The sequence below is a fragment of the uncultured Roseibium sp. genome, assembly GCF_963675095.2.
Lineage (GTDB): Bacteria > Pseudomonadota > Alphaproteobacteria > Rhizobiales > Stappiaceae > Roseibium.
Map to the genome: position 1 here is coordinate 99,211 of NZ_CAXXSJ010000028.1, position 20,813 is coordinate 120,023.

Annotated in this window: 20 protein-coding genes; 11 read left to right on the forward strand and 9 right to left on the reverse strand. The window is 60.5% G+C overall.

Annotation, left to right across the window (positions count from 1 at the left end; genetic code table 11):
* Positions 1-4: 4 nt before the first annotated feature.
* From ABIN98_RS10050 to ABIN98_RS10070, 5 genes are all read right to left on the reverse strand, one after another.
* Complete coding sequence (locus ABIN98_RS10050) at positions 5-1,225, reverse strand: NAD-dependent epimerase/dehydratase family protein (protein WP_346909647.1); 1,221 nt, start codon at positions 1,223-1,225, stop codon at positions 5-7.
* Positions 1,226-1,459: 234 nt separating this feature from the next.
* Positions 1,460-1,747, reverse strand: a complete 288-nt coding sequence (locus ABIN98_RS10055; protein ID WP_346909649.1) for an acylphosphatase — start codon at positions 1,745-1,747, stop codon at positions 1,460-1,462.
* Positions 1,748-1,837: 90 nt separating this feature from the next.
* Positions 1,838-3,124 (reverse strand): diguanylate cyclase domain-containing protein, encoded by a 1,287-nt coding sequence (locus tag ABIN98_RS10060; RefSeq protein WP_346909651.1) that lies wholly within the window; start codon positions 3,122-3,124, stop codon positions 1,838-1,840.
* Between the two features lie 160 nt (positions 3,125-3,284).
* Positions 3,285-3,980, reverse strand: a complete 696-nt coding sequence (locus tag ABIN98_RS10065; RefSeq protein ID WP_346909653.1) for an HAD hydrolase-like protein — start codon at positions 3,978-3,980, stop codon at positions 3,285-3,287.
* 102 nt (positions 3,981-4,082) lie between these two features.
* A complete protein-coding gene (locus ABIN98_RS10070) occupies positions 4,083-6,095 on the reverse strand; it encodes an acetyl/propionyl/methylcrotonyl-CoA carboxylase subunit alpha (protein WP_346909654.1) in 2,013 nt (670 codons plus the stop codon).
* A gap of 203 nt (positions 6,096-6,298) precedes the next feature.
* Here ABIN98_RS10070 and ABIN98_RS10075 point away from each other — a divergent pair, with 203 nt between their 5' ends.
* From ABIN98_RS10075 to ABIN98_RS10100, 6 genes are all read left to right on the forward strand, one after another.
* Positions 6,299-6,763 (forward strand): hypothetical protein, encoded by a 465-nt coding sequence (locus ABIN98_RS10075; protein ID WP_346909656.1) that lies wholly within the window; start codon positions 6,299-6,301, stop codon positions 6,761-6,763.
* 119 nt (positions 6,764-6,882) lie between these two features.
* Positions 6,883-7,254, forward strand: coding sequence for a dihydroneopterin aldolase (gene folB / locus ABIN98_RS10080; protein WP_346909657.1), 372 nt, complete (start codon positions 6,883-6,885; stop codon positions 7,252-7,254).
* Between the two features lie 98 nt (positions 7,255-7,352).
* Positions 7,353-7,655: a hypothetical protein gene (locus ABIN98_RS10085; RefSeq protein WP_346909658.1), complete on the forward strand. Its 303-nt coding sequence runs from the start codon at positions 7,353-7,355 to the stop codon at positions 7,653-7,655.
* Positions 7,656-7,795: 140 nt separating this feature from the next.
* Complete coding sequence (locus tag ABIN98_RS10090; protein ID WP_346909659.1) at positions 7,796-8,089, forward strand: hypothetical protein; 294 nt, start codon at positions 7,796-7,798, stop codon at positions 8,087-8,089.
* Between the two features lie 248 nt (positions 8,090-8,337).
* Positions 8,338-9,204, forward strand: coding sequence for a substrate-binding domain-containing protein (locus tag ABIN98_RS10095; RefSeq protein WP_346909661.1), 867 nt, complete (start codon positions 8,338-8,340; stop codon positions 9,202-9,204).
* 21 nt (positions 9,205-9,225) lie between these two features.
* Positions 9,226-11,079, forward strand: coding sequence for an EAL domain-containing protein (locus tag ABIN98_RS10100; protein WP_346909663.1), 1,854 nt, complete (start codon positions 9,226-9,228; stop codon positions 11,077-11,079).
* 24 nt (positions 11,080-11,103) lie between these two features.
* Here the strand turns inward: ABIN98_RS10100 and ABIN98_RS10105 are convergent, their stop codons facing one another.
* Entirely contained in the window at positions 11,104-12,636 is a 1,533-nt protein-coding gene (locus ABIN98_RS10105; RefSeq protein WP_346909664.1) for an acyl-CoA carboxylase subunit beta, read from the reverse strand.
* A 215-nt stretch (positions 12,637-12,851) separates the two neighbouring features.
* Here ABIN98_RS10105 and ABIN98_RS10110 point away from each other — a divergent pair, with 215 nt between their 5' ends.
* The 5 genes from ABIN98_RS10110 (at position 12,852) to mgtE (ending at position 18,379) form a co-directional block, all read left to right on the forward strand.
* Positions 12,852-14,276 (forward strand): circularly permuted type 2 ATP-grasp protein, encoded by a 1,425-nt coding sequence (locus ABIN98_RS10110; RefSeq protein ID WP_346909666.1) that lies wholly within the window; start codon positions 12,852-12,854, stop codon positions 14,274-14,276.
* Between the two features lie 8 nt (positions 14,277-14,284).
* On the forward strand, positions 14,285-15,235 hold the full coding sequence (locus ABIN98_RS10115) for an alpha-E domain-containing protein (protein WP_346909667.1): 951 nt from the start codon (positions 14,285-14,287) through the stop codon (positions 15,233-15,235).
* Between the two features lie 23 nt (positions 15,236-15,258).
* Positions 15,259-16,083 (forward strand): transglutaminase family protein, encoded by an 825-nt coding sequence (locus ABIN98_RS10120; protein ID WP_346909669.1) that lies wholly within the window; start codon positions 15,259-15,261, stop codon positions 16,081-16,083.
* 50 nt (positions 16,084-16,133) lie between these two features.
* Positions 16,134-16,868 carry a proteasome-type protease gene (locus tag ABIN98_RS10125; RefSeq protein ID WP_346909670.1) on the forward strand — a complete coding sequence of 245 codons (735 nt, stop codon included), beginning with the start codon at positions 16,134-16,136 and terminating at the stop codon, positions 16,866-16,868.
* A 95-nt stretch (positions 16,869-16,963) separates the two neighbouring features.
* Positions 16,964-18,379: a magnesium transporter gene (gene mgtE, locus ABIN98_RS10130; RefSeq protein WP_346909671.1), complete on the forward strand. Its 1,416-nt coding sequence runs from the start codon at positions 16,964-16,966 to the stop codon at positions 18,377-18,379.
* Positions 18,380-18,697: 318 nt separating this feature from the next.
* Here mgtE and ABIN98_RS10135 read toward each other — a convergent pair whose 3' ends face one another.
* The 3 genes from ABIN98_RS10135 to ABIN98_RS10145 form a co-directional block, all read right to left on the reverse strand.
* The gene (locus ABIN98_RS10135) at positions 18,698-19,468 is read right to left on the reverse strand and encodes an ATP12 family protein (protein WP_346909673.1); all 771 of its coding nucleotides are present in this window, start codon (positions 19,466-19,468) and stop codon (positions 18,698-18,700) included.
* Complete coding sequence (locus tag ABIN98_RS10140) at positions 19,468-20,148, reverse strand: HAD-IA family hydrolase (protein ID WP_346909675.1); 681 nt, start codon at positions 20,146-20,148, stop codon at positions 19,468-19,470. The genes ABIN98_RS10135 and ABIN98_RS10140 overlap by 1 nt, the downstream gene beginning before the upstream one ends.
* Positions 20,149-20,258: 110 nt before the next feature.
* Positions 20,259-20,735 (reverse strand): Fur family transcriptional regulator, encoded by a 477-nt coding sequence (locus ABIN98_RS10145; RefSeq protein ID WP_346909676.1) that lies wholly within the window; start codon positions 20,733-20,735, stop codon positions 20,259-20,261.
* Positions 20,736-20,813 lie beyond the last annotated feature (78 nt).

A 20,813-nucleotide genomic window follows, 5' to 3' on the forward strand; every position in this document is an offset into this window, starting at 1 on the left:
GGGCTCAGGAAACCGAACGCAGACGCGGATGCTCCGGGTCAGTCTCCACCTCTTTGGCGATGTCCTTGGTCCAGGCGGACACGGCCGGAACCCGGCTGCGGTCGACGCGGTAGGCGTATTTCTTCGCCACGTCGACTACCTCGGAAAGCAGCCCTTCGGCCAGCGTGATCGGCTCCAGGCCGAGGTCCAGGAACTGGTCGTTCTTCACCACCAGATCGTTTTCCGGCGCTTCCTTGCGCGGATTGGGAAGCCAGGCGATCTTGGCACCGGTCATCTTCGAGATCAGCTCGGCCAGATCCCGCACCCGGTGGGTTTCCGTCATCTGATTGAACACCTTGACCCGGTCGCCGTGCGCGGGCGGGTTCTTCAACGCCAGTTCGATGCAGCGCACCGAATCCTGGATATGGATGAAGGCGCGCGTCTGGCCGCCGGTGCCATGTACCGTCAGCGGATAGTCGATTGCCGCCTGGATCAGGAACCGGTTCAAAACCGTGCCGTAGTCGCCGTCATAGTCGAACCGGTTGATCAGTTGTTCGTGACGCCGGGTCTGCTCGGTGTGCGTGCCCCAGACGATACCCTGGTGCAGGTCGGTGATCCGAAGGCCATCATTCTTGGCGTAGAACTGGAACAGGAGCTGATCCAGGCACTTGGTCATGTGGTAGATCGAGCCCGGATTGGACGGATAGAGGATTTCCTGGAAAACCGTCGCCCCTTCCATGGTCTCGATGCCGACCGGCAGATAGCCTTCCGGGATCGCCGCGCCCACGGTCGAATAGCCGTAGACGCCCATGGTCCCGAGGTGAATGAGATGCGCGTCGAGATCGAGCTCCACCATGGCATTCAGCAGGTGGTGGGTCGCATTGACGTTGTTGTTGACCGTGTAGTTCTTGTGCCGGTCCGATTTCATCGAATAGGGCGCGGCCCGCTGCTCGGCGAAATGGATGATCGCATCCGGTCGGGCTTCCGCCAGCCATGTCTTGAAGACCTGATAGTCGGAGGCGATATCGATCAGATGGAAATGGATCTTGTTGCCCGTCTCCTGCTTCCAGATTCGGGTCCGTTCCTGGATGGAGTCCATCGGCGTCAGCGACTGAACGCCAAGCTCGGTATCGATCCAGCGCCGGCTCAGATTATCGATGATATGAACTTCATGGCCCTGATCGGACAGATGCAGCGACGTTGGCCAGCCGATAAACCCATCTCCGCCAAGAACAGCAATCTTCACGATCATCTCCTTTGATCAAACACCTGCGCACCGGCAAGCCGGCTTACAATCCGAGTCCCACGGTAAACGCCATTAGCATGTGAATAACATGACAAGGGAATCTCGCTGGAAGAAAAGCTTAGGAAAAATAACGGGACGCCGCCAGAGGCGAACGTTCGGCCTCTGGAAAACGTCGCGATAAACCATGCCGTCATACGGACCGTGTGATAGCGCAAGGTCAGAGCTAGGCGAGCCTCAAACCGTATCCCGGATCTCGAACCCCTCGCCCAAAACGGCTGTCTCGCTGTTGACTTCCACCTCAAGCACCCTTGCGAACCGCGGCCCTTCCCACACGGCGGCGAGCATGGTGTCGACGATCGCTTCCTCGCCGATAAACAGGGCCTCCACCTCTCCGGAGCGGCGGTTGCGGACCCAGCCGGACAAGCCGTACGCAGTCGCCGCCTGTGCGCACCAGGCCCGATAGCCGACACCCTGCACCCGGCCGCGAATGACCGCCCGAACACATTTCCCTGCAGCTGTCATGAGTTTCCCTACCCGCCGTTGATCGGCGGAAGCATTCAGATTTGTACCGAGGAAATTCAGATTATCAAAAAACACCCGCGTGCGCAGGCTTCAGGCAACAAAGACCCGGTTCCGGCCGACTTCCTTGGCCCGGTAGAGCGCCTTGTCGGCCCTCATCAATGCCGAAGAGACCGTCTCGCCCCGCTCCAGAGCCGCGACGCCGATGCTGATTTGATAATTGAGGACCACGCCGCTTTCGCTGAAGATGCTGGTCTCGATTCTGCGCCGAATGGATTCCGCCATGGCGGCAGCGGCGTCGAGATCGCAATCCTTGAGCAGGACAAAGAATTCCTCTCCCCCGGCCCGGGCGAAAAAGTGCCCTTCGCTCAAGTGATCGCCCAGCTGTTCGACCAAATGGCACAACGCACCGTCGCCGATTGCATGACCGTGCCGATCATTGATGCTCTTGAAGTTATCCACGTCGATGACGAGAACTGCCAGACCGGCCCCCTTTTCCAGGGCTTCCGCCTCGGCCTCGCCCGCCGACTTGAAGAACTTGCGCCGGTTGAACGCCCCGGTCAGGTGATCGAACTCGGCCGCGCGCCGGAGCTGTTCCTCAAGTTCCTTGCGTTCGGTGATATCCAGCATGGCGCCTGCCAGACCGTTCACCTCTCCGGTGGACTGGTCGCGCGTTACGGCCTTGCTGAACATCACGTGACGTTCCTCGCCGCTCGCATAGAGAACCTTGGCTTCGTAAAACTGGGAACCGCCTTCTTGCATCAGCTTTTCGTCGGCTTCCTCGTATACCTTCGCAAGGTGCTCGGGCGCGACGTCATAGACGCTCGCCCCCTTCACCCGGTCCGCCGGAAGGCCGATGTAACGGGTGAAGGCCGTGTTGCAGCCACTGTAGATCCCCTGCCTGTTCTTGAAGAAAATCGGCGACGGCAGGTTATCGATCGCAGCCTGCAGAACATCTCGTTCGCTTTCCGCGCGGCTCAAGTTCCGCCGCATCCGGCAACGAAAATCGGCCGCTTTTTCTGCTTTCTTGAGCACAAGACCAAGCTGATCCGCAGTCGTTTCGCTCAAGACATCATCCGCGCCAAGATCCAGCAAACGCGGCATCCAGTCCGCGCCCAGACCGTCACGGACATAGGCTACTACGAAACACATCTCCCCGACAGCGGCCCGAACCCTACGCAGCCCGGCCCCGGCATCGTCCGGCATCACGGAAACAAGGCAGATCTCAAGATCGTCGGCTGGAGACGTCGAGGCAACGTCGAGAAGCTGAAGATGATAACCCGCAGGAACACTGGGGCGCGGCTCTTCCGGTTTCCCGAAGTAGCCGACCGTTACGGAGGCAGAGCCCTCACATAGTCGTTCCGTAGCCACGCTCGTCATCAAAAACCACTTCCCTTGCCCCTCGCGCTTTTACGTAAGAAAAACTCCATAATATTTCCTTACGGGAAGGGTCGATTCCGGGCTGAAATCAGCGGGAAACGGTATTTTAAGTAAGCGGCTCCCAACCAAAAACAACTTGCAAAACCCAAGCGGAGCCATCTCAACCGGTGAGAACCCAGCTCCCCAGATCCTGCGGCCGGTCGAAGATCGCGGCCGGATGCTCCGCCTCCAGTTCTTCGCGGCTGCCATAACCCCAGGTGACGCCCAGCGCGGCAACTTTATTGGCCTTCGCGCCGATCAGGTCGTGCTTTCGGTCCCCCACCATGATGCAGTCGGTTGAGGCGATGCTTTCCTGCTCCAGGATAAAGGCGATCAGGTCCGCCTTCGCCGAACGCGTACCGTCCAGTTCCGAGCCGTAGACTTTGCCGAAATGCGGCAACAGGCCGAAGTGCTCGATGATCCTGGCCGCATAGGTATGGGGTTTCGAGGTTGCCACGAACATCCTGCGGCCACTGGCCTCCAGATCGGCGACAAGGCGCTCGACACCTTCGATAATGGTGTTCTCGAAGAGCCCCTCGGTGGTATAGCGCTCCCGGTAAAAGGCGACCGCCCGGTCCTGGACCGCCCGATCGTCGCTATCCAGCAGAACGCCGAAGCTCTCCCACAACGGCGGGCCGATGCACCATCGCAAGTCTTCCGCTTCGGGAATATGAGCGGCCCCCATCCTTTCCAGAGCATGCTGGATGGAGCGGGTGATACCGACGAACGGATCTGTCAGCGTGCCGTCGAGATCAAAAAGGAGTGTGGAATAGGTCATGAAGGCCCGATAGACGACAGAATTGAAGAAACCGTTCAATCCGCTCTGTAAACCGCCGCGCCCCTCAAGAAAAGCTCAAACGAAAAAAGGCGACCCGCGCCTTGCCGCGCAGATCGCCTTGTAATCTCGGTATGACTGAATTCAGCTGAATTCCATGATCACCGCGTCGACGGCGAGACTGTCGCCTGCCTTGGCCATGATCGCTGAAACCGTGCAGTCCCGTTCGGCCCTGAGCACGTTTTCCATCTTCATGGCTTCAACGATGGCAAGCTGCTCCCCGGCCTTGACCTCCTGGCCTTCTGCCACGGCGATGGAAACCACCAGGCCCGGCATCGGGCAAAGCAGCATCTTGGAGGTGTCCGGCGGAAGCTTTTCCGGCATCAGCGCGTCGAGTTCGGCCATGCGCGGCGTCATCACCTTGGCGATCACCGAAAAGCCCTGCCAGTCGAGGCGATAACCGCCCAGAACAGGGCGGACCTGGACGACGACGGAACGGCCACCGACAGTCCCACTCCAGAGCGATTGTCCCGGCGACCAGTCCGATTCAACGGCGGTGACGGGCCCATCCCCGATCGCCACATCGATCTCGATCGGCGTGCCCGGATAGCCGGCCGCCAGGCGGATCGGCACGTAGGTCTTGTCGATCCGGACCACCCAATCCTCACGGATCGCGCCCGAATGAGGCCGCAGCCGGCCCGGCAGATGATCGAGCCGCTCCCGGTTGAGCGCGCCCATGGACAGGGCGACGGCTGCCAGAACACCGCGGGCCACATCGTCCGGCTCGGAAGGGAAGAACCCATCCGGATATTCCTCGGCGATAAAGCCGGTCGCCAGCTCGCCGGAGCGCCAGCGCGGATGGTTCATCAGCGCGGTCAGGAACGGCACATTGTGCTGGATGCCATCCACATAGAAGGCGTCCAGCGCCTCGCTCATGGCATCGATGGCCTCGTCGCGCGTCGACGCGTGGGTGATCAGCTTGGCGATCATCGGGTCGTAGAACATGGAGATTTCCGAACCCTCGACCACGCCGGTGTCGTTTCGGACAGTCACGCCATCGCTGGTGCTCTCCTCCGGCGGCGCATAGCGCACCAGCCGGCCGATGGACGGCAGGAAGTTGCGGTAAGGATCTTCGGCGTAGATGCGGCTTTCAACAGCCCAGCCGTTCAGCTTGACGTCCTCCTGCCCGATCTCCAGCTTTTCGCCGGCGGCGACCCGGATCATCTGCTCGACAAGATCGATGCCGGTGATCAGTTCGGTAACGGGATGCTCCACCTGCAGGCGGGTGTTCATTTCCAGGAAGTAGAAGCTCTTGTCCTGGCCGGCGACGAATTCCACGGTCCCCGCGCTGTCATAGTCCACAGCCTTGGCCAGGGCGACCGCCTGTTCACCCATCTTGCGGCGGGTTTCCTCATCGAGCAGCGGCGACGGCGCTTCCTCGATCACCTTCTGGTTCCGGCGCTGGATGGAACATTCGCGCTCGCCCAGATAGATCGCGTTGCCGTGCTTGTCGCCGAGCACCTGGATTTCGATGTGGCGCGGGTTTTCGATGAACTTCTCGATAAAGACGCGGTCATCGCCGAAGGAGGATGCGGCTTCGGACTTGGAGCGGGTGTAGCCGTCGCGGGCTTCCTCCGCGTTCCAGGCGATACGCATGCCTTTGCCGCCACCGCCGGCCGACGCCTTGATCATCACCGGATATCCGATGTCTTCGGCGATCTGGACCGCCTGATCCGGCGATTCGATCACGCCGAGGTACCCCGGCACAGTGCTGACCTTGGCCTCATTGGCGAATTTCTTGGATTCGATCTTGTCGCCCATCGCGGTGATGGCGCGCGGGTTCGGACCGATGAAGACGATCCCTTCCTTGGCGAGCATCTCCGGGAAACTGGCCCGTTCCGACAGGAAGCCGTAGCCCGGATGCACCGCTTCCGCACCGGTTTCCTTGCAGGCCGCGATGATCTTTTCCGGGATGAGATAGGATTCGGCCGCCGCCGCCGGACCGATGTGGACAGCCTCGTCCGCCATCTCCACATGCAGCGCATCCCGGTCGGCATCCGAATAGACCGCCACGGTCTTTATGCCCATGCGCCGCGCGGTCTTGATGACCCGGCATGCGATTTCACCACGGTTGGCAATCAGGATCTTGGAAAACATGCACACTCAGCCCGTTTTTTATCGTCGAACGTTTGTATGTGCAGGCCGCGCCGCGCGCAACATATCCAAAAGATGGGCTGTGACTTCTCTCACCCCCTCGGTCAGCCGGCGTTTGTGCAACCTGCGAAATACCTTGAAGAAATTCCATATAGCTAATTTTAACAGATTTCGTGCGTATTAGTTTGGCCCTGGGAGGGAAATCTATGATCGATCCGAAAAAAGCAGCCATCCTCATAATAGTCTTCATGTTGCCTTGTTCAGCTCTCGCAGATCAGGTCGGCAAGTGGCACAGCGGAACTGTTCAGGGCTTTACGAAATACTGGACGGTCAACGACGACGGCTCTCATTTCACAATCTGGTGCAAGGCACAGAGAAATCATCCTGTCAGCCTGATCAGTATCGACATCCAGGGCCACCCCGCTCCGCCCAGCAAAAGGGTCAAAATCGTCGTCGGTCGCACCCTCGTCAAGCTGACCGCGGACAGCAATGGCTACCTGCCGACGAGTTGCGCCGCATGCGCGGACAGTTTCGTTTACCTGTGGAACCGCATCCGGTCCTCAAGCCACCTGTCGGTTCTCTTTGACGACGACCGCACCGCCGGCTTCTCCCTTGAAGGAGCAGTGGACATACTGCCGGGAGCGGCCTGCACGCCCGCCAGCGGTGGATAAACACGGCCTCCACAGCACTTACAGAATTTTTTTAACAGCGGACTCGCTTTTCCCGGGCAGAGCCTCTAAGCCCGTCACTGCGCCTCGCAACGAGGCCAAATGACGGAAGTTCAAGCGCTATGGATGCGATCCACCTCGAAGATCTGGCCTTTTTCGCCTACCACGGTCTCTACGACGAAGAGGCAAAGCTCGGTCAGAGGTTTCATGTCGATCTGACTTGCTGGGTCGACTTGCAGAAGGTCTGCGAAACCGACGAATATGCCGACACGGTCTGCTACGCATCCCTGCTGAAGACGGTGGAAACCGCCGTTACCGAAACCCGCTTCAAGATGATTGAGCGGCTGGCCGCCCAGGTGATCGAGGCCGTTTTCGGTTCCGATGACCGGATCCAGCGGGTTCGTATCCGGATCCACAAGCCCAGCGCGCCGCTGCCCGTCCCGACCGGCAAGGTCAGTGTGGAACTTCTGAGAGACCGCCCGACGCAGAGCTGAGGCTCAAATATCCGTTATCGCCATCTTTTCGCCTTCCTGCTTTAATGCATTATTTCAGGTATGTTCTGGAGTAATTGACCCTTTCCGTGGAGGCACATATGCGGTCCCTTTTAAAAATCATTTCGATCACTGTTTTCATTGTTCTGTCATTGAGCCAGTTTGCCCAGGCTCGCCCGGATCTGAGACGCATGACCTGTGCGCAGGCCCAGCATATGGTCCAGCGCAACGGCGCGGTGGTTTTCACGACCGGCGCCTATACGTTCTCCCGGTATGTCGCCGATGTCCGCTTTTGCGACAGAGGCCAGCTCGCCTACCCGCAGTTGGGCCCGACCCGCGACAATCCGCGATGCCTCGTCGGCTATGAATGCCGCGAGCCCCTGTTTTCGCCCTGGGACCGCTAAGGACGTTTCAAACACGTTCTCGCTGGTCGCGGGAGGCTCGGTCCGGTCGCCTCGCCTTCCCGTCGTGCTGCCGCGATTTGGTCGGCACCCCTGATCGATTACAGGCGTCCGACAGGCTTAGTGTTTTTTGGGAGGCCCTCATGAAGTCCATGACGAAAATCGTTTCGATCGCGGGGCTCATTGTCCTTGCATCGGGTCAGTTCGCAGCAGCCCGCCCCGACCTGCGGCGCATGACCTGCCTCGAGGCCCGGCATATGGTGCAACGAAACGGTTCGGTCGTCTTCACGACCGGGCCTTACACCTTCTCCCGCTATGTCTCGGACAGGCGCTTTTGCGACAGGGGCCAGGCCGCCTTTCCCCAACTCGGACCAACCCGGGACAATCCGAAATGCCTTGTCGGGCTGGAGTGCCGCCAGCCGCTGTTCAGCAACTGACACAAACTTTATGCGGCTCTGCTCGGGAAGCAGATCGCCCGAGCCAGAATTGCAGGCCTGAAGCCCAGCTGGAACCGCACCGCCAAAATGTTGCTTTTCCGATTTCTGCCGCCCGGAATGGTAAATTTTTCTTCACTATATAAATGACATTGAAAATATAGACCACACCAATTAACCGTCAAATTTACTCTTCCTATACGTCAATGACTTATACATAAGCTCGATATTGTTCATTAGAGCCCGGGCAAATGAGAAACTTCTGTGATCTGATTAGAGGATGTTCAGCGATAACATTCTCGTTTGCTCTGATCACGACAACTATCTTTGCCTTCGCTTCTCACGCTTATGCAGATGACGCAAAGCCTCAACTGGTCATCGGCGGTACCGGATCCGCGCTCGGGGGCATGCAGTTGCTCGCCAAGGCATTTTCCGAAGATCATCCGGATATCAAGGCGATCGTTCTGCCGAGCCTCGGCTCCGGCGGCGGCATCAAGGCTCTCAGTGCGGGGAAAATCGACCTGGCACTCAGCGCGAGGCCGCTGAAGGACAAGGAAAGCGAACAAGGTTTAACCGCAAGGCTTTATGCCCGCACCCCGATCGTCTTCGCGACACATAAAAAAATATCGTCAGACAGGATAGATCTCTCGGAACTTGTCAGCATCTATTCAGGCACGACCAGCGTCTGGGCGGATGGCACCTCCCTACGCCTGATCCTCCGCCCCGAGGAGGAGAGCGACACGAAGCTCCTGCGCGGTCTCTCGCCGGAAATGGATGCGGCTGTGACTGCTGCCCACAGCCGGAAAGACCTGCTTGTCGCGCTGAACGATCAGGACAACGCGACGGCTTTGGAAACGGTACCCGGATCTTTTGGGCTGACGACGTTGGCCCAGATCCTGAGCGAAAGCCGCAGTCTCAAGCCGCTCGTCTTCAACGGCAAGACTGCCTCGCTTGAGGCATTGCAAGCCGGCGAGTATCCCTACTTCAAAAGCCTACATATCGTGGCAGGCAACGCCCCGTCCGCCCCCGCGAAAGCCTTTATAGCCTTTGTCTTCTCAACGACCGGGCAGAACATTCTGACAGCGACCGGCCATAGTGTTGCCGACCCGGGCCAGTAATTTCGGATGGGAGCCTACAGAATGACCCAGGGCGATGGCCCCTTCATCCGATTGATCCGGTGGATCGCGATCTTCACGGCCATAATGATCGCTGTGGGGCCGCCAGCGCTTTACTTGCATTTCGGTTATCTGAGAATACAAGGCGAAATGACTGGCGAGGCCAAATTCAAGGCCCGGCAGATCACTCGTCTGATCAACACCAATCCGGATTACTGGCAGTTCGAGTCGATCCGCATCGGAGTAATGATCGAGGACGGCGACGATCATACGACCGACGACTTTCACCGTGTGGTTCTCAACGACGGCACGGTTGTCGTTCAGCGCCCCGCGAACCAGCCTGAATACTTGTGGCCGAAGGTACATGTCGAGCAGGAACTGACCGATTACGGCAAACCCGTCGCACGATTGGAGGTCGTTCACACACTCGAACCTCTGTTCAAGCAAAGTGCGATTGTCGCCGCTTTTTCGCTGCTGTCGAGCATTTTCGTCTACTGGGCCTTCCGCATGGTGCCCATGCGCATGCTCACGCGTGCTTGGGAACGCATCACCTACCTGGCGACCCACGATGCGCTGACCGACCTGCCCAACCGGACCTTGTTTATCGACCGGCTGGGCAAGGTGCTTCAGAAAGGGCGCAGACCGGCCAGCTCGGTGACCGTTTACGCCTTAGACCTGGATTTCTTCAAGGACATCAATGATACGCTGGGTCATGCGGCCGGCGACCGCCTTCTCCATCAAGCCGCTTGCCGGATGAAGGAGTGCCTGCGCGAGGAAGATGTGCTGGCCCGTCTGGGCGGTGACGAATTTGCCGCCTGCCAGGTCGGTGTCAACGATCCGCAACAAGCGGCTGCGACGGCCGAACGCTTGATCGCGGCCTTCAAGAAGCCTTTCGACCTGGCGGGAACCGAAGCTTTCGTCGGGGTCAGCATCGGCATCGCCATTTGCACGAAAAACTGTCAGGTCCGCCCCTCTCTCCTGCTCAACAGCGCCGATCTTGCCCTTTACAAATCCAAGCAGAACGGACGGAACACGTTTCATTTCTTCGAGGAGGAAATGAACACCGATCTGCGCCGCCGCAAGTCGCTGGAGGCCGGCCTGCGCAAGGCCCTGACCAATGAGGACCTGAGACTGGAATACCAGCCGCAGGTCGAGCTCTCGACCCAGAAGATCACCGGCTTCGAGGCTCTGGCCCGCTGGCAACACCCGGACATGGGAGAAATCCCGCCGTCCCAATTCATCCCGATCGCCGAAACCAGCGGCATGATGCGGCCTCTGACCGAATGGATTCTGCACGAAGCCTGTCACGACGCCGCCAAATGGGGCGACCTGAAGATCGCGGTCAATCTTGCTCCAAGCCTGTTCCAGCAGACCGGCCTGACCCGGATCGTCTCCTCTGCATTGGAGGAATCCGGGCTCCCGCCCCAGCGGCTGGAACTGGAAATCACGGAAGACAATCTGATCGGCGACACCGAACGCACACTGACGATTTTGAGCGAACTCAAGGAGATGGGCGTCCAGATCGCCATGGACGATTTCGGCACGGGCTTTTCCAGCCTGGGCTATCTGCGCCAGTTCCCCTTCGACAAGATCAAGATCGACCGCTCGTTCATCAACGACATCGGCGACAATGCCGATGCGGACGCCATCGTAAGGGCCATCATCAGCATGGGACACGCGCTGAAGATGAACATCATCGCCGAAGGCGTCGAAACTCTGGAACAGGCCAGTATCCTGCTGGCCGAAGGCTGCGAGCAGGTCCAGGGATTCCTCTATGGCCGTCCGATGCCGAAACGCGACATCGAGACCCTGCTCACCGCGCTTCACACCGTTGCGAAAGACGCAGCCCAGCCTGTTCCGAACCTGCGAAAGGCTTAGGGCCGCGTTAGACCGTTCCCGCTTTTAAAGCGGGATGTTGTCGTGTTTCTTCCACGGGTTCTGAAGGTTCTTCGACCGCAGCAGGGCGAGCGCCCGCGCCACGCGACGGCGCGTGGAATGGGGCAGGATCACCTCGTCGATATAGCCGCGCTCGGCGGCCACGAACGGATTGGCAAAGCGTTCCTCGTAATCCTTGGTCCGCTTCGCGATCTTGTCCGCATCGCCCAGTTCGGAACGATAGAGGATTTCGACCGCGCCTTTTGCACCCATGACCGCGATTTCCGCGGTCGGCCAGGCGTAGTTGACGTCGCCGCGGATGTGCTTGGAGCTCATCACGTCATAAGCGCCGCCATAGGCCTTGCGGGTGATCACCGTCACCTTCGGCACCGTGGCCTCCGCATAGGCGAACAACAACTTGGCGCCGTGCTTGATCAGGCCGCCGTACTCCTGGGCCGTACCCGGCAGGAAGCCCGGCACATCGACGAAGGTCACCAGCGGAATGTTGAAACAGTCGCAGAAGCGCACGAACCGGGCCGCCTTCCGGCTGGCGTCGGAATCGAGAACGCCCGCCAGCACCATCGGCTGGTTGGCGACGATGCCCACGGTCCGGCCTTCCATCCGGCCGAAACCGGTGATGATATTCCCGGCGAATTTCTCCTGGATTTCGTAGAAGTCGCCCTCGTCCACCGTCTTCAGGACAAGCTCCTTCATGTCATAGGGCTTGTTCGGATTGTTCGGAATCAGGGTGTCGAGGCTGTCGTCGATCCGTTCCGGATCGTCGTGGCAGGTCAGTTCCGGCAGCTCCGCCTGGTTGTTCATCGGCAGGAAGTCGATCAGCCGGCGCATTTCCGACAGCGCCTCGACGTCATTGTCGAAGCCACCGTCGGCGATGGAGGATTTCACCGTATGAACCGAGGCTCCGCCGAGCTGTTCGGCCGTCACCGTCTCGTTGGTCACGGTCTTCACCACATCCGGACCGGTGACGAACATGTAGGAGGTGTCGCGCACCATGAAGATGAAATCGGTCATGGCAGGCGAATAGACGTCGCCGCCCGCGCACGGGCCCATGATCAGCGAGATCTGCGGGATCACGCCGGAGGCGAGCACGTTGCGCTGGAAAACCTCGCCGTACCCGCCAAGGGCCGCGACGCCTTCCTGGATACGCGCGCCGCCCGCGTCGAACAGGCCGATGATCGGCGCCCGGTTCTGCAAAGCCATGTCCTGAATCTTGATGATCTTTTGGGCATGGGTCTCAGACAGCGAACCGCCGAAGACAGTGAAATCCTTGGAGAACACGTAAACCGTGCGCCCGTTCACGGTCCCCCATCCGGTGACCACGCCGTCGCCCGGAATATGCTGCTCGTCCATGCCGAAATCGGTGCAACGGTGGGTCTTGAACATGTCGAATTCCTCGAAGGACCCTTCGTCCAACAGGAGTTCGATCCGTTCCCGGGCCGTCAGCTTGCCTTTTTTGTGCTGGGCCTCGATCCGCCGTTCACCACCCCCAAGGCGCGCGGTACCGCGGCGCTCTTCCAGTTCGGCAAGGATTTCCTTCATGGCTGTCTCCGAAACACGTAAATTTATGTGGTCCTAGCATGTGCACCGGCGCACGCATAGTCAGCACATGGGCGGAGTTGCTAAGCCCTGCGAGACCGGGGATTATCGCCTCATTGCACAATCCATAATCACAGGCGCCTGAAGAATACACTTTGACACCGTGGCGTGATTTGCGATGATTGCCTAACAACGCAGCAGCGATGAACGGGGAGGTAATGGCCGAAGAGCGTTCCTATTTTAACGAGATGCTGGACAGCGCGGGCAATCCGCGGGCGGCCTATGCAAGGCTGTCCGAGTGGCTGGATGCCAAGCCGCCCAACTATCTTTCGCGCAAGACCCGCGAAGCGGAAACGATCTTTCGCAGGCTCGGCATTACCTTTGCCGTCTACGGCGCCGACGAGGCCACGGAACGGCTGATCCCCTTCGACCCGATCCCCCGGATCATCTCGGCCGCTGAATGGCGCAAGCTGTCCGCCGGCATCGATCAGCGGGTCCGGGCCCTGAATGCCTTCCTCCACGACATCTATCACCGTCAGGAGATCCTCCGTGCGGGACGTATTCCAGAAAGCCTGATCCTCCAGAACGAGGCTTTCCTGCCGGAAATGGTCGGCTTCACGCCGGCACAAAAGGTCTATGCCCACATCATCGGCACCGACCTCGTGCGCGTTTCGGAGAACGAATTCTACGTACTGGAGGACAACACCCGCACACCGTCCGGTGTCTCCTACATGATGGAGAACCGGGAAACCATGATGCGCATGTTCCCGGACCTGTTCGAGATGCATCGCATCGCGCCCGTGGAACACTATCCGGCGAACCTGCGGGAGACGCTGGAAAGCGTGGCCCCCGATCTCTCCAAATCGAAGCAGACCATCTGCGTACTGACGCCTGGCATTTATAACTCGGCCTATTTCGAGCACGCCTTCCTCGCCGATTCCATGGGTGTGGAACTGGTGGAAGGCCGTGATCTCTTCGTGGACGACGGCAAGGTGTTCATGCGCACCACCCGCGCGCCGCAGCAGGTGGACGTGATCTACCGGCGGATCGATGACGCCTTCCTCGACCCCCTCACCTTCAATCCCGACAGCATGCTGGGCGTGCCCGGGCTGTTCGACGCCTACCGTGCCGGCAACGTCACCATCTGCAACGCGCCGGGAACGGGCATTGCCGACGACAAGGCGATCTATGCCTATGTGCCGGACATCATCGAGTTCTACACCGGCCAGAAGCCGATCCTGAACAACGTACCAACCTGGCACTGCTCGCGGGAGGACGATCTGGCCTATGTGCTCGACCACCTCGACGAGGTCGTCGTCAAGGAGGTTCACGGTTCGGGCGGCTACGGCATGCTGATCGGTCCGACGGCCTCCAAGCGCCAGATCGCGGAGTTCCGAAAGATCCTGACCGCCAATCCGTCCAACTACATCGCCCAGCCGACCCTGGCGCTTTCGGCCTGCCCGACCCATGTCGCTTCCGGCGTCGCTCCGCGCCATGTGGACCTGCGCCCGTTCGTTCTGATCGGCGACCAGGTGCGTATTACACCTGGCGGGCTGACCCGCGTCGCCCTGAAGAAGGGCTCGCTCGTGGTCAACTCAAGCCAGGGCGGCGGCACCAAGGACACCTGGGTTTTGGAGGATTAAACGGCATCATGTTAGGACGTACCGCCTCCTCTCTGTTCTGGATGTCGCGCTATCAGGAGCGCGCACAGAATACCGCCAAACTGCTTCAGGCTGCCTACCGTACGGCCATGGTGAACCATGCCGGACAAGCGGACGGCGAAAACTGGCGCTTTGCCTTGGCAAGTTCCGGCAGTGAGTTCGGATATACGGAAAAGATCGGAGAATTGACCCCCAAGGGTGTCATTTCCTACATGGTCTTCGACAAGACCAATCCGTCCAGTGTCCGGGTCTGCCTGGAAACGGCGCGCAACAATGCCCGCGCCGTCAGGACCGGCATCACCGCCGAACTCTGGGAAGCGATCAACACCACCTGGATCGAGTTCGCGGACGTCAATCCGCAGTCGATCACCCAGGAAAAGTTGCCGGATTTCCTTGCCTGGATTACCCAGCGGTCGCATCTCTTCCGCGGCGCCCTTTTGAACACGATCCTGCGCGATGACGGCTACTACTTCAGCCAGCTCGGCAATTTCGTGGAACGGGCGGAAAACACGGCGCGCATTCTCGACACCCAATATTGGGTGCTCCTTCCCGACAATGACGTCGCCGGCGGCGCGTCGGGTGAGCGCTACCAGTGGACCGTGATCCTCAGGGCGCTTTCGGGCCTCAGGAGCTACCGGTTTGCCTATGAGGATGCAAAGCTGAAGGCCGGCAATATCGCCACCTTCCTGATCCTGAGGGAGGAAATGCCGCGCTCGCTCGCCCATTGCTACAACTGGATCGACGATACGGTCGAAGATCTCGGCGAGTTTTACGGATCCGTCCAGCCGAGCCTGGAAATGGGCACGCAGATCTGGAAAGATCTGAAAGCGACGAACATGGACGCGATCTATCAAAACGGGCTGCATGAATTTCTGACCGACTTCATCGGGCGCAACAACGCCTTTGCCCACCAGTTGTCGATCGACTACAACTTCGCCTGAGGAAACGGGAGCCGGTATTCGATATGCGACTGACCGTTCGTCACAAGACCCACTACCGCTACGACACGCCGCTTGCCAACGCAATGCAGCAGATCCGCCTGACGCCGAAGACCGGCCCTGGCCAGACAATCGTTGACTGGAAGATCGAAGCCCCCGGTATGGACCGGGCCACGACCTACGAGGACGCCTTCGGCAATCTGGTTCACATGGTCTCTGCCGAGGGACTGTCCGAAGAGGTCGAGATCACCGCGTCCGGAACGGTCGACACCTTTGACGTCAACGGTGTGATCGGCCCTGAAAACGGCACATCTCCGCCGGCGCGGATCTTCACGCGGTTCACGCCCCAGACCAAGGCAAACCAGGCGATCCGCCGCCTCGCCGCCCACGCCGAAAAGGACGACCTGATCGCCGGCCTCCACGAGCTGATGCATGCGATCCGGGACAAGGTCGACTACAAGGTCGGCGTCACCGAGACCCATGCAACGGCCGTCTCCGCGCTCGCGAACGGCGAAGGGGTCTGCCAGGACCACGCCCATATCTTCATTTCCGCCTGCCGCTCGATCGAGGTGCCGGCACGCTACGTGTCCGGCTATCTCCTCCTGGAAGACGAGCAGTCATCGGAAGCCCACCACGCCTGGGCGGAAGCCTTCGTTCCCGATCTCGGCTGGGTCGGCTTCGACATATCCAACGCTATCTGTCCCACGGATCGTTATATCCGCTTGACCGTTGGCCTGGATTCGCGTTCCGCTGCACCTATACGCGGCATCCGGTTCGGCGGTCATGAAGAGAACATGGATGTCGAGGTAGACGTGGAACAGGCCACGAGCCAGCAACAGCAGCAGCAATAGGGCAACCGGGCTGCCTGCCGGCAGCCCAGCAGGGCCTGCGAGAGACCAAAATGACCTATTGCGTTGGACTGAAACTCGACCGAGGCCTTGTGTTTGCCGCCGATACGCGCACCAACGCCGGTCTCGACAACATCTCCACCTTCAAGAAGCTCCATGTCTGGGAAAAGCCGGGCGAGCGGATGATTACCCTGCTGTCGGCCGGCAATCTTGCCGTCACCCAGGCGGTAGTATCGATCCTGACCGAGCATATCGCCGGCGGCCTCGACGGCAATCGCGCCACCTTGATGAACGTGGACACCATGTTCCAGGCCGCCCGGCTTGTCGGCAGTGCCGTGCGCGAAGTGCGCCAGATCGACGGCGAGGCGTTGGAGGCGACCGCCGACAATTTCTTCGTCACCTTCATCCTCGGCGGCCAGATCAAGGGCGAGGAACCGCGCCTGTTCCAGGTCTATTCCGCGGGCAATTTCATCGAGGTGAGCGACGACACCCCTTACCTGCAGATCGGCGAGCACAAATACGGCAAGCCGATCCTGGACCGGGTGACCCATGCCGACATGCGGCTGGGTGAAGGTGCGAAGATGATCCTGCTCTCCTTCGATTCCACCCTGCGCTCAAACCTCTCCGTCGGCCTGCCGATCGATCTGTTGCTCTACAACAAGGACAGTTTCTCCTCGGAGCGCCAGCTTCGCATCGAGAAGGACGACCCCTATTTCCGCAAGCTCTCCACGGCCTGGTCCGACGCGCTCCGCGACGCCTTCACCGAGATCGAGGAACTGGAAGTCTGATCTGACGGAAGGCCGCCGTGCGTTCGCCATGGCGTTCAGCGATCTGTCATGACCAATCGATAAAAGCCGGCAAGCAACAGACCCGGAGCGACGCGATGACTTCAACCGATGAGCCGGAAATCCTCGTCTGGCATCGCGAGCCGGCACAGGAACCGCTCGAGGCCAATGACGAGACCCTGAACCGGATCCGGCAGATGATCAGGACAGGCGAGCGCGCTGCCCTCGTCGACCTGATGAAGCGCTGGGACCCGATCGACGTCATGCAGCTTCTGGTCCGGCTGCGGCTGAAGCAAGCACGCAAGCTTTTCAAATGGCTGCCGTCCAATCCGTCCATCAAGGTGATTGCCGAACTGAGGCCGGAATTCCGCTCCATCCTGATGGAGGAATCTACCCTGGAGCAGTTCCGCGACATTCTCGCCGGCCTCGATCCGGACGACGCGGCCGAAATGCTCAACGACTTCCCCGACGAAGTTGCCGAGACCCTTGCCGAACGCCTGCCCGACGTGGAAGCCGTGGCCGGTTTCGAATCCTACGCCGACGACAGCGCCGGCCGGATCATGGCCCGCAAGTTCGTCGCCCTGCCGGAAAGCTGCAGTGTGGAAGACGCCGCTGCCTTGATCCGCGCCGAGGCGGATCGGATCCGCAAGATCTACACCGTCTATGTCCTGGACGACGACGGCCGCCTCACCGGTACCATCGCCGTCGGCAAGCTGCTGCTGTCCCCGCCGGCAGCAACGCTGGCGGAAATCATGAACCGGGACTTCCTGGCGGTCTCCGCCGAGACAGACCAGGAGGAAGTCCTCCGCCTGGCGCGCAAGCGGGACATGCACACCGTGCCCGTCCTCAATGCGGACGGCCAACTGATCGGCAGGATCACACCGAAACAGATGGCCCGTGTCGCCTCCGAGGAAGCGACCGAGGATATGCTCCTGATGAGCGGCGTGTCGTCGGAGGCCAAGGCCGACGACACGGTCCTGAAGATCATGCGCGGTCGCCTGCCCTGGCTGCTCGCCGGCCTGATCGGTTCCAGTATTGCCGCCACCGTGGTCGGCTCCTTCGAAAACCAGCTTTCCACCGCCGCCATCCTCGCCGCCTTCATTCCGGTCACCATGTCCATGGCCGGCAACGCCGGTCTGCAGGCATCCGCCGTCGCCGTTCAGGGGATTGCCACCGGGGCGCTGTGGTCCGGCGACATCGCCTACCGGCTCTTGAAGGAATTGATCGCGGCGCTTGCAAACGGTGCCGTCGCTGGCTGCATCCTCGCCACTCTGGTCCTGATCGCTTCGACGGTGATCCCAATTGCCGACCCGGTCCACCTGGCGCTCGCCACGTCGCTCTCCCTGCTCTGCGTCACGACACTCGCCGCCATGGTCGGCGCCACCATCCCGATCGTGCTCGACAAGTTCGGCATCGACCCGGCCATGGCCACCGGCGTCTTCATCACCTCCACCAACGACGTGCTCGGCGTGCTGGTGTTCTTCCTGATGGCGACGACGTTTTATCTGGGGTGAGACGCGTCCGGCGCAGCCGGCAAAAAGCAAACGATTTTGATTTTTTGAGCGCCGAACGCCCGGAGCCCTGGCGAAGGGCCGGGCGGGCAGAGGTTTTATTCCTTACATGTCATTCCGGACCGCGCACGCTGCAAGCGTGTCGCGAGATCCGGAATCCAGCTGACAGCGCGAGCGTCAGCGAGCACCGCTTTCAATCAAGATTAGGACGCACCTATGGCGCGCCTGATTTCTGGATTCCAGATCAGCGTTCGGCTGCGCCTCGCTTGTCTGGAATGACGGGAGATGATGGCAGACGGAATTAACAATCTCACCGTCCGCCTATCCCTTCAGGATCAGAACCGCCGCTTCGAATTCCTTGCGCTTGTAGGTGCGGATGGCGGCGGCTTCCGCGTCCTCGCCCCAGCGTTCGATGTTGAAGTCTTCTTCCACATGGGCCGCCTGCCAGGCCTCGTCCGCACTGAGCCTCCCCTCGCGCACAGCGAGCGCCAGGACGGCGGACCCGGACAAGGTCGTTGCCGTGTGAAGCGCCGCAAGCTGAAGCGGCGTGAGCGTATCGAGCCGCGCCCGGAACGCCTTCAGGAGCGCCTCCGGCTGATCCTGATGGATAATGCCCCCGATCAGGACGAACCGGTTGCCGAGCAGATCCTCCGCCCAGGCGAGCACCGGATCCCACAGCTCGGTCTGACGCTGGACGAGGGTCTCCGGATCGTCCGCGCGGTAGCAGAGCGCATCGGTGCCGCAGAACCGGGCAATCTCATCGGCGACTTCGCCAAACCGGACCGAGACCGCGTCGATCGCCGAATTCGAAATCCGCGTCAGCGGCATGTTGGCCGGATTGATTTCCTTTTCCTGCGCCGCCCATTCCGCCGCAACCGCCTTTGCCAGCGCCTCGCTCGGCAGAACGAGCACGGCCTTGCCCGGTGTCTTCACCGGCCGGCCGTCCAGATGAATGGCAAAACCGCCTGTCTGTTCAGCATGTTCCGCGCGTTCATAGAATCGTTTTGGCAACTGGCGCCGGGACAATTCCCGCGCCCGCTGTTCGGGATCCTTCGCCGCATCGTCTGCCAGCGTTTCAAGAAGATCACGCATTATGCCGTTTCCCTGTCAAAACCGAAAAGCTGCTCCAACACCCCATCGAGCTCGTCGAAATGATCGATCACGCGGGCAGCGCCCGCCGCTTCCAGGCGCGGCCGGTCGTGATAGCCCCATGTGACCCCGATGCCGCGCACGTTTGCGGCGACCGCCATTTCCATGTCGAAGGACGTGTCGCCGATCATGACCGTGTTGACGGCTTCCGCGCCGGTTTCCGCCAGTGCCTGCAGGATCATATCCGGATGAGGCTTGGAGGGCGAGGTATCCGCCGTTTGAATGGTGATGAACCGGCCGTGCAGCCCGTGCACCTCGACCATGTGGTCGACACCGCGCCGCGCCTTGCCGGTGGCGACGCCTAACAGCACGTCATCGCGCGCAGACAGCCGGTCGAGCACCTCCATGGTCCCGGGGTAAAGCGGATCCAGGTCCAGCCCCTGCCCCCGCCGCTCCCCCTTCGAGGTCCGGTAGGCATCGGCCATCGCCTGCACATGGTGGGCATTCTCCGGCCCCACCAGCGTCAGGAACGCCCGTTCCAGCGACAGTCCCACGATGGAAAGCGCCGTGCGCCGGTCCGGCATCGGCAACCCTGCCGCGGCAAATCCGACCTCCAGCCCGTGCAGGATGGTCTCCTGGCTGTCCACCAGCGTGCCGTCGCAATCGAAGATGACGAGATACATGGGAATGAAATGCTCTTCCGGGCCTGTGTTTCAGGCCCCGCATGTGGCGGGTTTTCAGGGCCGGGTCAAGGGCCGACGCCGCCCCGCCACGTTTTGCCCGCCCCGTTTTGTCAGTCCTGCTCCTCATCGCCGGGGAGCCCGTCTGCGGATGCACCGCCGTCGCGTCCCTTCTTGCGGACATAAAGCTCCATGCGGTGATGGACGATCTCGTAGCCCATTTCGGCGGCGATTTCGGCCTGCAGGCGCTCGATCCGGTCGGAGCAGAATTCGATGACATTGCCCGTGTCCACGTCGATCATGTGGTCGTGGTGCTCCGTTTCCGCATGTTCGAACCGGGCCGCATCACCTTCGAACTGATGGCGCTGGATCACCCCCTGGTCCTCCAGAGCGCTAAGCGTGCGATACACGGTCGAAAGGGAGATCCCGGGCACCTGCTCTTCGCTGCGCCGATGCAGTTCCACCGCATCCGGATGGTCATCCGCTTCCGCCAGGACGTTCAAAAGCGCCGTCCGCTGGCGCGTGATCCGAACTCCGGCATCGCGAAGGGCCCGGGTCAGCCGCTCGGCTCTTTCCTGTGTTTTCGTCATGCGTTTTTTTGGCATGGCGGATCGGGTCACGCAAGGCTTTTTGCAAATCATTTGCAACTAGGATTGACAAATGCAAAT

Bases quoted from the DNA above. Each gene is read 5' to 3' on its own strand.
- ABIN98_RS10055 (WP_346909649.1), bottom strand. From the start codon at position 1,747: ATGACAGCTGCAGGGAAATGTGTTCGGGCGGTCATTCGCGGCCGGGTG.
- ABIN98_RS10060 (WP_346909651.1), bottom strand. From the start codon at position 3,124: ATGACGAGCGTGGCTACGGAACGACTATGTGAGGGCTCTGCCTCCGTA.
- ABIN98_RS10070 (WP_346909654.1), bottom strand. From the start codon at position 6,095: ATGTTTTCCAAGATCCTGATTGCCAACCGTGGTGAAATCGCATGCCGG.
- ABIN98_RS10075 (WP_346909656.1), top strand. From the start codon at position 6,299: ATGATCGATCCGAAAAAAGCAGCCATCCTCATAATAGTCTTCATGTTG.
- folB (WP_346909657.1), top strand. From the start codon at position 6,883: ATGGATGCGATCCACCTCGAAGATCTGGCCTTTTTCGCCTACCACGGT.
- ABIN98_RS10085 (WP_346909658.1), top strand. From the start codon at position 7,353: ATGCGGTCCCTTTTAAAAATCATTTCGATCACTGTTTTCATTGTTCTG.
- ABIN98_RS10090 (WP_346909659.1), top strand. From the start codon at position 7,796: ATGAAGTCCATGACGAAAATCGTTTCGATCGCGGGGCTCATTGTCCTT.
- ABIN98_RS10095 (WP_346909661.1), top strand. From the start codon at position 8,338: ATGAGAAACTTCTGTGATCTGATTAGAGGATGTTCAGCGATAACATTC.
- ABIN98_RS10100 (WP_346909663.1), top strand. From the start codon at position 9,226: ATGACCCAGGGCGATGGCCCCTTCATCCGATTGATCCGGTGGATCGCG.
- ABIN98_RS10105 (WP_346909664.1), bottom strand. From the start codon at position 12,636: ATGAAGGAAATCCTTGCCGAACTGGAAGAGCGCCGCGGTACCGCGCGC.
- ABIN98_RS10110 (WP_346909666.1), top strand. From the start codon at position 12,852: ATGGCCGAAGAGCGTTCCTATTTTAACGAGATGCTGGACAGCGCGGGC.
- ABIN98_RS10115 (WP_346909667.1), top strand. From the start codon at position 14,285: ATGTTAGGACGTACCGCCTCCTCTCTGTTCTGGATGTCGCGCTATCAG.
- ABIN98_RS10120 (WP_346909669.1), top strand. From the start codon at position 15,259: ATGCGACTGACCGTTCGTCACAAGACCCACTACCGCTACGACACGCCG.
- ABIN98_RS10125 (WP_346909670.1), top strand. From the start codon at position 16,134: ATGACCTATTGCGTTGGACTGAAACTCGACCGAGGCCTTGTGTTTGCC.
- mgtE (WP_346909671.1), top strand. From the start codon at position 16,964: ATGACTTCAACCGATGAGCCGGAAATCCTCGTCTGGCATCGCGAGCCG.
- ABIN98_RS10135 (WP_346909673.1), bottom strand. From the start codon at position 19,468: ATGCGTGATCTTCTTGAAACGCTGGCAGACGATGCGGCGAAGGATCCC.
- ABIN98_RS10140 (WP_346909675.1), bottom strand. From the start codon at position 20,148: ATGTATCTCGTCATCTTCGATTGCGACGGCACGCTGGTGGACAGCCAG.
- ABIN98_RS10145 (WP_346909676.1), bottom strand. From the start codon at position 20,735: ATGACGAAAACACAGGAAAGAGCCGAGCGGCTGACCCGGGCCCTTCGC.